11 protein-coding genes are annotated in these 12,600 nt (G+C 59.6%); 6 read left to right on the top strand and 5 right to left on the bottom strand.

Annotation, left to right across the window (positions count from 1 at the left end):
- Positions 1 to 262 precede the first annotated feature (262 nt).
- The 4 genes from FQ192_RS00105 to FQ192_RS00095 all read left to right on the top strand — a co-directional run bounded on the left by FQ192_RS00105 (position 263) and on the right by FQ192_RS00095 (position 1,807).
- On the top strand, positions 263 to 634 hold the full coding sequence (locus tag FQ192_RS00105) for a bacteriocin (protein WP_133836672.1): 372 nt from the start codon (positions 263 to 265) through the stop codon (positions 632 to 634).
- A gap of 169 nt (positions 635 to 803) precedes the next feature.
- The gene (locus FQ192_RS00100; RefSeq protein ID WP_133836673.1) at positions 804 to 1,226 is read left to right on the top strand and encodes a hypothetical protein; all 423 of its coding nucleotides are present in this window, start codon (positions 804 to 806) and stop codon (positions 1,224 to 1,226) included.
- Positions 1,227 to 1,355: 129 nt separating this feature from the next.
- The gene (locus FQ192_RS33915) at positions 1,356 to 1,517 is read left to right on the top strand and encodes a hypothetical protein (RefSeq protein ID WP_178128970.1); all 162 of its coding nucleotides are present in this window, start codon (positions 1,356 to 1,358) and stop codon (positions 1,515 to 1,517) included.
- Between the two features lie 86 nt (positions 1,518 to 1,603).
- Positions 1,604 to 1,807, top strand: a complete 204-nt coding sequence (locus FQ192_RS00095) for a hypothetical protein (RefSeq protein WP_149656864.1) — start codon at positions 1,604 to 1,606, stop codon at positions 1,805 to 1,807.
- A gap of 90 nt (positions 1,808 to 1,897) precedes the next feature.
- On the opposite strand, the gene FQ192_RS00090 is transcribed toward FQ192_RS00095, so the two are convergent.
- Positions 1,898 to 2,293: an Imm50 family immunity protein gene (locus tag FQ192_RS00090; RefSeq protein WP_149656863.1), complete on the bottom strand. Its 396-nt coding sequence runs from the start codon at positions 2,291 to 2,293 to the stop codon at positions 1,898 to 1,900.
- A 3-nt stretch (positions 2,294 to 2,296) separates the two neighbouring features.
- Positions 2,297 to 7,099, bottom strand: a complete 4,803-nt coding sequence (locus FQ192_RS00085) for an RHS repeat-associated core domain-containing protein (RefSeq protein ID WP_149656862.1) — start codon at positions 7,097 to 7,099, stop codon at positions 2,297 to 2,299.
- A 261-nt stretch (positions 7,100 to 7,360) separates the two neighbouring features.
- Here FQ192_RS00085 and FQ192_RS00080 point away from each other — a divergent pair, with 261 nt between their 5' ends.
- Positions 7,361 to 8,056 (top strand): HAD-IA family hydrolase, encoded by a 696-nt coding sequence (locus FQ192_RS00080; RefSeq protein ID WP_149656861.1) that lies wholly within the window; start codon positions 7,361 to 7,363, stop codon positions 8,054 to 8,056.
- Between the two features lie 64 nt (positions 8,057 to 8,120).
- Here the strand turns inward: FQ192_RS00080 and FQ192_RS00075 are convergent, their stop codons facing one another.
- Positions 8,121 to 8,867 (bottom strand): 3-oxoacyl-ACP reductase family protein, encoded by a 747-nt coding sequence (locus FQ192_RS00075; RefSeq protein WP_149656860.1) that lies wholly within the window; start codon positions 8,865 to 8,867, stop codon positions 8,121 to 8,123.
- Between the two features lie 126 nt (positions 8,868 to 8,993).
- On the opposite strand from FQ192_RS00075, the gene FQ192_RS00070 reads away from it, so the two are divergent.
- Entirely contained in the window at positions 8,994 to 9,917 is a 924-nt protein-coding gene (locus FQ192_RS00070; RefSeq protein WP_149656859.1) for a LysR family transcriptional regulator, read from the top strand.
- Positions 9,918 to 10,025: 108 nt separating this feature from the next.
- Here FQ192_RS00070 and FQ192_RS00065 read toward each other — a convergent pair whose 3' ends face one another.
- Together FQ192_RS00065 and FQ192_RS00060 are read right to left on the bottom strand one after the other, a co-directional pair.
- Positions 10,026 to 10,754, bottom strand: coding sequence for an aspartate/glutamate racemase family protein (locus FQ192_RS00065; protein WP_123403223.1), 729 nt, complete (start codon positions 10,752 to 10,754; stop codon positions 10,026 to 10,028).
- 58 nt (positions 10,755 to 10,812) lie between these two features.
- The gene (locus FQ192_RS00060) at positions 10,813 to 12,354 is read right to left on the bottom strand and encodes an NCS1 family nucleobase:cation symporter-1 (RefSeq protein ID WP_149656858.1); all 1,542 of its coding nucleotides are present in this window, start codon (positions 12,352 to 12,354) and stop codon (positions 10,813 to 10,815) included.
- Positions 12,355 to 12,600 lie beyond the last annotated feature (246 nt).

Raw genomic sequence — 12,600 nt, 5'->3', positions numbered from 1 at the left:
TCGAAATTTCCTACAGACGTCGTGGATTTTTCTTTCACAAAGTTTTCACAAGAACCTACGTAGTCTCAACTCATCCGTTAGAAAGCAATATTCCAGCCCGTTACCCCAGCGGGCTTTTTTTTGCCCGTCATAAAACCTTTTCCATAAATGCTGTCCAACCGTCGCCCATAGCGCGGTTGCGCCGGATTGTGTCTGGACTTTGCCTTCGCTAAAGCATTCAATTTCCGCCTTTTCGTTTCCCCCTATTTTTGAGGTTTTCGTCATGCGTTTAACACTGCCCGCTCTGGTTCTGGGGCTTTTGGTTGCTCAAGGTGCGATGGCTGCCGGTCAAGGTACTGCCGCGCTCGGCGGTGGTCTGGGTGGCGCGCTGGGTAATGTGGTCGGCCAAAACATGGGCGGCAGCACTGGCGCGGCGATCGGTGCTGGCGTAGCGGGCGCGGCGGGCAGTGCCATTGCCGCTCCGAAGGGTAGCCGTACCAAAGCAGCCATCGGCGGTGGCGTCGGCGCGGCAGGTGGTTCGGTCATCGGCCACAGCCTGGGCGGCAAGACCGGTGCGACTATCGGCGCCGGCCTGGGTGGCGCCGCGGGTGGCGCGGTAGGTACCAATCTATCGAAAGGCCACAAGCGCCACTGATCCCGAGGATCAGTAAACGAAGCCCGGTGTGATGCCGGGCTTTTTCGTTTCTGAACGTTTTTTTTGGATACGCCTCCAATCTCTTACAAGCCCCGCTCGGTTTAGCGGTACTGTGGTGGCAGTTTGAAACCGTTGTGCTCCCCAATACGGAAATTCTGAGGTTCATATCATGCGTTTGACATTGTCCACATTGGTTTTGGGTCTTTTGGTCGCTCAGGGCGCCATGGCGGCCGGTGATGGCACCTCGGCAGTGGGTGGTGGCCTCGGTGGCGCGCTGGGTAACGTCGTCGGCCAGCAAATGGGCGGCAGCACCGGAGCTGCCATTGGCGCCGGTGTCGGCGGCGCCGCAGGCAGCGCGGTCGGCGCACCCAAGGGCAGCCGCACGGCAGCAGCGGTTGGCGGCGGCGTTGGCGCGGCGGGCGGTTCGGTGGTCGGCCATAGCCTGGGCGGCTCCACTGGCTCGACCATCGGCGCAGGCCTCGGCGGTGCGGCGGGTGGTGCGGTCGGCAACAACCTGGGCAGCGACAGCGGCAGCTCCCATTCCGGTGGCGGGCATAAACACAAGAATAAACACAGAAACAAACATCGCTAAGTCAGTCTCGACTGACAGCAGAAACCCGGCCCCGCGCCGGGTTTTTCGTTGCTGTGGGTAGGACTCTGGAACGTTTGGTTGCAGGACGCCTCGAACTTCATACACTCCCGACACTTTGTGAGGCGCGCCATGACGCTTGAAGCCGAAGATGATGCTGACGAACTCAACGATCCTGGCAACGAAGACCCGGGTTCTTTGATGGACGATGCGACAGTGCCGCTCAACGACTCCGATGATGCGGGGGATGTGGGCAACACCGAGTATGAAGAGGAAGACTCAGACGAAGACTGACCGATCGTCCCTTGGGTCGAACGCTTGCATAGCCCCTGCCTCGAACGAACGAGGGCCTGCTTTTCAGGCCCTTCGAGAGGTGTTTTATGAATACTGATCCGAAAGTCGCTGACGTTGATGAAACGCCGGCATATCCGCTGCCTTCTCCTACTGATTCCCTGAGCCGCGATCAGCGTCCGCCTGATGATGAGGATGAGGCGGGGGTTGAGCAGGTTTTGGACAATGATGTGGAGGCAAGCCCTGATGATCCGGATATTGCGGGGGAGGATGGGTCGGGGGAGCCGAGTTGAGGTATACATACTTGGCGAAAAAAAGCTCAAAGCCCAGCAGTTTTGCTGGGTTTTTCAGTTTGCATAGGTTTTAATTTGTTAAAAAATAAGTTATATGGGCGTTTCGGTAAGATATACAGACGGATCGCAAAGAGTTGGAAATTTTGTCGAGAATTTTATTAGAGAGTTCTCTGATTTTGCACATATTTCAAATACATCGCCATCTTTATCTATTGAGATTTTCAGTAATTCATTGGTTGGGATGTTTTTTATAATCAGATCGCTTATTTCGCTGCAATTGAGGCCAATGCGGCACGCATTAAATCCCATGGTTACCCATTTTTTTGGTGGCTGGTCCGGAATTTGTTTTATATCAAAGCCTATGATTATTGATGGCCGGTTATTGTCGATATGTATTGTGAATAGTTTAATGTCTTCAATCTCAATCGGGTGTCTGAATACCATGTTGAAGAAGGTGCTGCCATCAAGTTCGTTCCAGTATTTCATATTTTATCTCTTGAAAGAGTAGTGTTCTTTAGTGTTGTTGACCTTGCCGTTTCTAGGGTCATCAAACGGCCTGACATTGAAGTGCTGTCCTTGGTCACCCTTGTTATCTGCTGATCCGAATTTATGGCCAGCAGTGTGATCTTGAAGGAGAAGTATAAACCCGTCCTCTCGTGTGAACTGGTATTGCCTGGTTCTGATTGGCATTCCATGGTCGTTTAGAATGTTTTTTCCATTCATGTCAGTCATGTTGACGTAGGTGAATTGGCTCGCCCGTCCGCTCACTTTGTCAGTCTGCATATCAGGTTGTTGGTTTTTGGGGATTCCTGCATCGTTTTTCGCTTGTCGGAAAGCCCCTCGTCGTGAAACATCTGGAACTTCCGGTTCACCAAGGTTTGAACAACCATTTGCCTGCTGAACTTTCGGCGGGCAGTTGGCGTTTAGTCCCAACGGATCAACCCAACCCGTCGGATTCGGCGTGTACTGATACTGGTTCAGTCCGCCCGCCAGCTTGATTGGATCTGGCGTCAGATACCGCCCCACATCCGGGTTGTAGTACCGATGCCGGTTGTAGTGCAGCCCGGTCTCCGCATCGAAGTACTGCCCTTGAAACCGCAACGGCTGGTCCAGCACCTGGTGGGTATCGCGATTCAAACGAGTCAGGCGGCCATAGGCGCTGTATTGCGCGGCCCAGACGATTTCGCCGCTGTAGTCGGTCAGTTCTTGTGGGGTGCCGAGGTGGTCGAGTTGGTAGTAGAACGGGCAAGCCTGGCGCGGGCCTTTGCCGTCGAGCATGGCCAAGGGGCGGAAGGTGCCGGGTTCGTAGAGGTAGCTGCGGTAATGCTCGCGACTGCTTTCGGCGACGACTCGGTCGCCTTGCCAGAAGAACTCGGTGGTTTTGCCGTCGACGGTTTTGCTGATACGGCGCCCGAAGGCGTCGTAGCGATAACGCGAGCAACGTCCGTCCGGGGTCGTTACGCCCACCAACCGATGCTGGCAGTCATAGCGATATTCGGTGACGAGTTTTTGCGCGGTGCCGCGCCGTTCACGAATCAGGTTGCCGAAGGCGTCGTAGTCGTAATGCCGGTCACCCTGCATCAGCAGGCGATTGCCCTTGACGGTCGCCGCGCCGGGACGGTCCTGCATCAGCAGGTTGCCCGCCGGGTCGTGGGCGAAGCTTTCTGGCAGATGGTCGCGGGAGTGGCGAACGCGAATCAGACGGTCGAGCGGGTCGTAGTGGTAGCTGCGTTGGCCATGACGGGTGTCGGCGATGTGGTCGAGAGTGCCGTTGGCGCTGTAGGCAAATTCGCGGCGATACAGCGTTTGCCGCTGTTGGCTGACAGCGTGGGCCTTCAGGCGACCCTGCTCGTCATATTGGTAATCGCTGAGCAGCAGACCCTGTTGGCGGTGCTGTTCGCGACCGGCCGCGAAGGTATGCGACGTCAGCCGTGCGCCATTGAGGTCGATGGCTGTCAGCGCGCCGCCCTTGGCGTGGTGGTACTTGAGTTTGCTGCTGTCGGGCAGACGCAGGTAGTTGAGCTGGCCGCAGGCGTCATAGCCATAACGCAACGTGCCCCAGCCCTGGTGCTCGGTGATCAGCCGGTCTTGCCGGTCGTATTCGAACTCCAGCGGATGGTCATGGCTGTCATCAACGCTGACCAGTCGGCCGAGACTGTCGTAGCGATACTCGATCGTCGTCCCATCAGGCAGCGCTTTGACCAGTAACCGGCCTGTCGCATCCCTTAGGTAACCGGTGAACAGCTGTGAGCCGTCATCGCCGAACTCGGTTTTCTCCAGCAGATGGCCATTGAGGTCATAGGCGTAAGCCGTGCGGCGGCCATCAAACCCGGTTTCTTGTCGGATCAATCCGCTGGGCGTGTAGTCCAGCTGATATTTTTCGCCGGATTCGTTCTCGATTTCCGTCAGCAGCAGTCGCACGTTGTCGTAGCGATACTTCAGTTGGGTGCCGTCTGGATTGATCCGGCGGCTGACCAGGTGCAGGTCGTCGGCGTATTCGTAATGGGTGATGCGGCCGAGTTCGTCCCGTTCGGCGGTGATTTTTCCGTAGGCGTTGTAGCTGAACGCGCGGGTGGCACCTGTAGGAAGTGTCGTCTGGATCAGCCGGCCGACGGCGTCCCACTGGTAGCGGGTCACGGCATCATGTTCGTCCTGGCGGGTAATCTGTCGGCCCAGTGCATCGTAGGAAAACTGTCGCCGGCCACCCTGCGGCAACGTTTCTTCGACCAATTGGCCCAGACCGTTCCAGACAAACACATGCCGACTGGTGTCTGGATAACGGATCGACAGCAACCGCCCCTGAGCATCGTGGTGGTAATGGGTGACCTGTCCGTCCGGGTCGACCGCCTCGGTGACATCGCCCTGGGCATTGCGCCGGTAGGTCCATACCGCCTTGCCGCGACACCGCGCATGCAGGAAGCCGTTGCGATACTCGTAGGACGTCGGCTCGCCTTCGGGAGGAATCAGCGCCACAAGGCGGCCGACTTCGTCGTAGCGATAGTGGGTAATCGCCCCCAACGGATCCTGTTCGGCAATCAGCCGACCCTTATCGTCGTAAGACTTGAGGTGTTCACCGCCGCTCGGTTCGACCCGCCGCACCAGCCGCGCCTTGTCGTCATGGACGTAAGCTTCTTCACTGCCGTCGGCGTTTTTAACCACGACGCCGCCCTGGTCGTCCCAGATGTAAGTGGTGTCCATCTGCGAAAAGCTTGCCCGGTGCCGGACACATCGCGCCGCCTTGCCAGACCGTTCCCACTCCCAGAAAAAACTCGCCCCGCCGGCTAATTGCCGCTGCAGGATCACGTGCTCGTCGTCGTAGTCATACCGTTCGCTTTCGCCAGCGGCATTGGTGGCTTCGATCAGGTGATGACGAGCGTCGTAGCGGTAGGCAATCAGCGTCTGTTCTGTACGCCAGGCATCACCCAGCGCTGCGGCAGGGTGAAACGTCTGATACTCGACGGCAACGAGGTGCCGGCGCTCGTAACGCAACAGCAGTGAGCGCCCGGCACCGTTTTCAAGGCGTTGGATGCGATCCTGGCGATCACGGGTGATGTGCAGCCGGTTGCCATAGGCATCGCTGATCGCGGTCAGCCGCCCGTTATGAAAGTGGTAAAACCTGGGTGTCTCGGCCGCCAGCGCAACGATCAGTTCCTGTGGCTCATCGCCCCGATAAATTGCTGCTCGCGACAGGCTGTTATGGATCGTCGGTCGCTCGTCACTCGGCAACGGAAAGGTCGTACGGCGGTTTTCATGGTCGATCCAGATGACGTGTTCGCCATCGATTTCCAGTCGATGGGCGAGGGAATGACTCCAGCCCCAGCCCAGCCCGCAGTCCAGTTCCACTGCACTGGTGCGGTACATCCGGGTGAAATCAAATGCCAGCAACCCATCGAGAGAACCATCGGTCAGGGTCAGCAGTTCTTCGCCGGTGACCATCGATACCGGGCAACCGTTGGTGCAGGTCAATGGCCCGCAATCGGCGCTGTCACCGTTGGGGTTTTTCGCCTGGTCCGGCGCATCGTCATGGGGTTCGTGCCGGACCATTCGGGTTTGTGCGTCGGTTTTGTCGCGAGCGATCGGGGCCGGGTTCTTCACCACCAGAACCGGCGACTCTCCGTTGCGAATCTCCAGCGGCAACGTCGGCGTCGGATTCAACGGCGCCGGGCGTGCATTGACCGCCAACGGTTTGAACACGCCCGCATGGGTGGCAAGCCTGGATTCGGTGGTCAGCTCCGCCAGGCGCAAGGTGGCGCCCGCCAGCCATTGCCGCGCCCGTGGCGATTTGATTTTATCCAGCACTTTGGTGCTCAAACCCAGTGTCACGCCTAAGGTGCCGGTCACTCTGGCCAGTAGGAAAGCGATCAGCAGGTCTGTGCGAATTTCCGCCACCACCTCAGCAACAAATTGCGGCGGCAGCATCCTCAGCCAACTGGTCAATGCCGCAAGGTGAATGAACAGCAGCGGTTCATCGCTCAGCACCAGCAGGCCATTGGCGATGGCGTCCGAGGAGGCTTCAAGCAATGCGTCCAGTTCGGCCTGGGTCAGGTACTCCAGCAGCTTTTCGCTGTTGGCTTGCAGATCGGCGAGCAGGGCGTAAACCTGTTTCACGTCATCCCAGACGCCCTGCAGCGAATTCCCGACGCCCAGCCAGTCCGCCTCTTGCAACAGGCTGTAGCGATCGAGGAAGCCAGCGCTGGCGAACTCGATCCATAAAGGTTCGAACTCACGGGTCCACTCGGCACGCAGCCAGCCTTCGAGCTCGTCGATCAAGCCTTGATAAGAGGCGTAGAGCACCTTGATGTGCTCGGCTGAAACATCGGGAAAGAAGGTGATGCGATAACGCTGGCCCCGGGAGCAATCGGAAACTTCGAGAATGCCGCCCGGGCCGATGGTCTTGCGCACCGGCTCGCCAAACGTCAGTTCACCGTTGCGGTCCGCGATCACCGGTTCGAGCATCACCGGCGTATTGCCGATGGGCACGAAACGCGCCGCCTCGAACATATGCACCAGGGTCAATGGGCCTTCGGCGGGGCACTGGGTTACGACGGCGCTGACCGGTTTGCTGGAATCAAGTGGCGCGCGGAGTTGAACGTCGTTGCCGACCTTGAAGACCTGCTCGACATCCAGCGCCCAGCCAGTCCAGAAGTTTTCCGCCCAGCGTTCGTAGTCGTTCAGGCAGAGGCGAAACTCGCCAAGCAACGTTTCGACGTCGGGTCGTTCCGGGTTCATGGCCGCGACCACCAGCAGTCCAATGGTGTTGTTCAGGGCCAGGAGTCCATTGGGGTCGAACATTCGCAGTCACTCGCGCGCTTCAATTTGGAACGGGAGACTTTGCGCAGGATCAGCGAGGAAAGAAGTCAGGAAAGGAGGTGTTTGCTGTAGGGATAATCGCTAAATCACCAGCAACCCCGGGCGTGCAGGTTTTTTCATCCTTCGGGCATTGCCCGTTGCCCTATGCCGGCCGGGCTCGTTATGCTGCTGAACCCTTTAATCGATCCGAGTACTGGCCGTACCTGAGCCGCCTGGGATGTCATTAAAAACGGATCAGATGCGATGAATGCACCACTGAAAGCGTTGGGCCCGATCAAGGCTGTGATTTTCGACATGGATGGCTTGCTGCTGGACACCGAGGGCATCTACACCGAAGTCACGTCGATGATTGCCGAGCGTTATGGCCGGACCTTCGACTGGAGCGTCAAACAGAACATCATCGGCCGTGGGGCGGGCGACCTGGCGCGCTATGTGGTCGAGGCGCTGGACTTGCCGATCACCGCCGAAGAGTTCCTGGTGATCCGTGAGCCCCTGATGCGCGAGCGTTTCCCCAAGGCACTGGCGATGCCGGGGGCCGAGGAGCTGGTGCGGCACTTGAAGGCCAACAACATTCCGATTGCGGTGGGCACCAGTTCTTCCCGTCAATCGTTTGGCCAGAAAACCACGTTGCACCGCGACTGGTTCGCGCTGTTCGACTTCATTGTCACCGCCGATGATCCAGAGGTCGGCGCGGCCAAACCGGCGCCGGATATCTTCCTCACGGCCGCGCGGCGCCTGGGTGTGGCGCCGGAGGACTGCCTGGTGTTCGAGGATTCGCCGTTTGGCGTCACCGCAGCAAAAGCGGCGGGGATGACCGCGATTGCGATCCCGGATGCAGCCATGGCGGACGAAAAGTACGCCCACGCCGATGGCATTCTTCGTACGTTGAAGGCGTTCACGCCGAGTGCTTGTGGTTTGCCGGCGCTTGAATGGGCCTGAAAACCAGGCATGAAAAAACGCCGGCAATGATTTGCCGGCGTTTTTGTTTCAGCGTTTCAGGCTATCAAGCACCGAAACCGCCATCGATGGTCAGGCTGGCCCCGGTGATGTAGCCCGCTTCCGGACCGACCAGGTAGGCGACGAAACTGGCGATCTCTTCCGCTTTGCCATAACGGCCCACGGCCATCAGCGGGATCAGGCTCTCGGCGAAGTCACCGCTGGCCGGGTTCATGTCGGTGTCGACCGGGCCCGGTTGCACGTTGTTGATGGTGATGCCGCGCGGGCCGAGGTCGCGGGAAAGGCCTTTGGTCAGGCCGACCAGCGCTGCTTTGCTCATGGCGTACGGGCCGCCACCGGCGAAGGGCATGCGGTCGGCGTTGGTGCTGCCGATGTTGATGATGCGACCGCCGTCGGTCATGTGTTTGGCGGCGGCCTGGCTGGCGATGAACACGCTGCGTACGTTAATGGCCAGGGTCTGGTCGAAGTCTTCGAGGGTGAAGTCTTCCAGCGGTGCGACGGCCAGTACACCGGCGTTATTGACCAGGATGTCCAGGCGTCCGAAGGCTTCGACGGTGGCGGTTACGGCGTTGCGAATGGCTTCGGCGTCGGCGCTGTCGGCCTTGATCGCGAGGGCCTTGCCGCCGTTGCCGGTGATGCTGTTTTGCAGTTCTTCGGCCTTGGCGGTGGAGCTGACGTAGGTGAAGGCCACCGCGGCGCCTTCAGCGGCCAGGCGTTTGACGATGGCAGCGCCGATACCGCGGGATCCACCTTGGATTAAAGCCACTTTGCCGCTGAGGTTCTGAGTAGTCATAACGATCTCCAAAGTCCCGAGGCGAGATTGTCTCGGTTGATGGAGGCTAGTATCGATTGCGCATTACGGTCTGTGTAGACGGTAATTGCGATAGTCTGTGTAAACCAAAAGTTTATAGTGGCGATCATGGAAACCTTCAGCAGTATCGAATGCTTCGTGCGTAGCGCCGAGGTCGGCAGCTTCGCCGAAGCCGCACGGCGCCTGAGCCTGACCCCGGCCGCCGTGGGCAAAAGCGTCGCGAAACTGGAAGCCAGGCTGGGTGTTCGGCTGTTCCAGCGCAGTACCCGCAGCCTGACCTTGACCGAGGCTGGTCAATTGTTTCTGGGCGAAGTCAGCGCCAGCCTGCACACCATTCAAAACGCCGTGGCTAACCTCGCCAGCGCCGAAGGGCGCCCGGCCGGTACGCTGAAGGTCAGCATGGGCACGGTGTTCGGGCGTCTGTATGTGGTGCCGTTGCTGGGGGAGTTCTTGCGGCGCTTTCCGGCGATCAGCCCGGACTGGCACTTCGATAATCGCCAGGTCGACTTGATTGCCCAAGGCTTCGATGCGGCGATTGGTGGCGGCTTCGAGCTGCCCCAGGGCGTGGTGGCGCGCAAGTTGACGCCAGCTCACCGGGTGCTGGTGGCGTCAGCCGAGTATCTGGCCGGGCGCGATGCCATCGTCGAACCTGACGACCTCAAGCAGTGCGACGGCATCTTGATCCGCTCCCCGCAAACCGGCCGCGTGCGCTCCTGGCAGTTGACCAGTCGCACCCAGCAACACAGCCCGCTGGTGCTCGAGGCGCGGATGACCATGAGCGACTCGGAAGCGGCCTGCGCCACTGCGGTGCAGGGGCTGGGCATCGCGCTGGTGAGCTTGCCGTTTGCCGTGGGTTATCTGGAGGCGGGGACGTTGCAGCGGGTATTGCCGGACTGGTATGTCGACGATGGCAACATTTCGATCTATTACGCGGAGCACAAATTGTTGCCGGGCAAGACCCGGGCGTTTGTGGATTTCATTATTGAGCAGTTTGCGCAGCGGGGGTTGGGGGAGCGGTTTAGTGCGGTTTGAGCCAGGTTCCAGACCGAGGTGTGGCCTTCGCGGGCAAGCCTCGCTCCTACAGGGTTCACGCAATCCCGTGTAGGAGCGAGGCTTGCCCGCGAACAACGATAACGCGGTCTACCGCCCGAACCGCCCCGGCCACCCAATAATCGTCTTCGGCCGCGGCGTCGCATAGGTCCGCACCTTGGACGTCGACAACCCCAGCCGCACCAACGATTCGGCAATGGTCACCGCCGCCGTCACGCCATCCACCACCGGCACGCCCGTGCGCTGGCGAATCTGCTCGTCCAGCCCGGCCATGCCGCCGCAGCCCAGGCAAATCACCTCGGCCTTGTCCTCCAGCACCGCCAATTCCGCCTGGCGAACAATCGCTTCCAGCGCCCGTTGCGGATCGGATTCCAGCTCCAACACCGCCAGGCCACTGGCCCGCACCGAGGCGCAACGGTCCCACAGCCCGGACAACTTCAGGCGATCCTCGATCAGCGGCACGGTGCGATCCAGCGTCGTGACCACCGAATACGCATGGCCAAGGAACATTGCCGTGCTGGCGCCGGCATCGGTGATGTCCACCACCGGCACGTTGAGCAGTTCCTGCAAACCTTCGCGCCCGTGTTCGCCGTAGCCGGCCTGGATGACCGCGTCGAACGGCTGATCGTAGGACATGACCCGGTCCATCACCGCGATAGCCGCCAGGTAGCTTTCGAAATTGCCTTCGATGGAATCGGCACCGAAATACGGCGTCAGGCCGATGATTTCGGTGCCGGGCGCGGCCACGGACTGGGCCTGGCGAGCGATCGCCTGGGTGATGGATTCGGTGGTGTTGACGTTGACCACGAGAATTCGCATGGGAAGTCCTTATAGCGGGGTAGTTCGGCGGCCCGACATCGCCAGGCCGCGAGGGGGATTAATGGCTGACGTTATCCACAGCAATGCTCTCACCGCTGACATCGGCGTAATGCGGCTGCCGCTTGGCGATGATCAGGTAGAGCATCCCGGCAATCCCGGCACCAATCAGCCAGGAGAACGGCGACACGAGGTGAAAGCCCGGCATCAGCGCCAGGACGATGGCGATCAAGGCTGCAGGAATAAACGCCGCCACCGCGCGGAGATTGACCCCACGGCTGTAGTAATAAGCGCCATCGGGGTCTTCGCTGTACAACTGCGGCACGTTGACCTGACCTTTTCGTACCAGCCAGTAGTCGACCATGATCACCCCGTACAGCGGGCCGAGCAGGGCGCCGAGGCCGGACAGGAAATACACGATCACCAGCGGGCTGTTGTAGAGGTTCCACGGCAGGATCAACACGGCGATGGTCGCGCTGATCAACCCGGCGCGGCGGAAGGTCAGGTATTTCGGCGCCAGGTTGCTGAGCACGAAGGCCGGGGCGACGAAGTTGGCCATGATGTTCACCGCCACGGTGACGATCAGGAACGCCAGACAGCCGAGGACCAGGAAGAAGGTGTTCGGGATCGAGGCGATGATTTCCGTCGGACTTTCGATGATCCGGCCGTTGATCTGGAATTGCGCGCCACAGAGCAGGACGGTGATGCTGGCGAACACCAGAATATTCACCGGCAGGCCCCAGAAATTTCCCACCTTGATGGTCTTGCGGCACGGCGAGGAGCGGGCGAAGTCGCAGAAGTTGAGGATCAGCGTGCCGTAGATCGACAGCCACAGCGCGCCGCCGGCAAAGATGTTGCGCCACATCTCGCCACCGCTCAGGGGTTCGCGGATCGACCAGGCGATGGTCGCGTCGGCCTGGAAGTACATCCACCCGGCGAGGGAGGCGACGGTCAGCAGGATCACCGGCCCGGCAAACGCTTCGTAGCGCCGCACCATCTCCATGCCATACGCCAGAATCGCCAGTTGCACGAACCAGATTGCCACGAAACAGATCCAGCCCAAGGTCGAGAGGCCGAGGATCGAGTTGTGGTCGTAGTCGGCGAAACCGGGGTGAACCGCCGTCAGCAGGACACGAAACACCACCGAGGCCAGGTACGTCTGAATCCCGAACCAGGCGATGGCGATAACGGCGCGGATCAGTGCAGGAATTTGCGCCCCGTGAATGCCGAAACTGATCCGGCTGATCACCGGAAACGGCACCCCGGTTTTCTGCCCCATGTAGCCGGACAGGTTCATGAAGCAATACACCAGTGCCGCGCCGATCCCCAGGGACAACAGGATCTGCCAGCCGCCCAGGCCCAGCGCATACAGGCCGATGGCAAACGAGTAGTTGGCGATGTTGTGAACGTCATTGGTCCACAGGGCGAAGATGCTGTAGCGACCCCAGCGCCGGCCTTCGGCCTTGGTCGGCGCCAGGTCCTTGTTGTGCAGGCGCGGGCTGAGGATCACTGGGGCTTGCAGCGTTTGATCGTGATCGTTGAGGGCAGGTTGAGAGGAGGGCAGATCCAGCGCGATGTTGTTATTGGAGAGGCTAGTACGCATTCTGGCAGGCTCCTGAGGCTTGGCGTCGCGGTGACTGTGCATGAGCGTGGGCTCGACAAATCTTCGTCGCGGGCAATAAGCATCATTGGTTACGGGGCATCTGCAGCCTGTACGGGATAGGGCGCTTCAGGCTTGCGGATCGAAAGTGTGTGTATGTTTTGGTTATGATTGTATACAAAACATGTATGCACTTAAGCCAGATCTGTGCCAGTTCAGGAGCTATGAATTTAAGGGTTAATTTCGTTT

This window comes from Pseudomonas sp. ANT_J12 (genome assembly GCF_008370045.1).
GTDB lineage: Bacteria > Pseudomonadota > Gammaproteobacteria > Pseudomonadales > Pseudomonadaceae > Aquipseudomonas.
The sequence above is the reverse complement of the archived record's forward strand: the minus strand, read 5'-3'. Positions and strand labels throughout refer to the sequence as shown.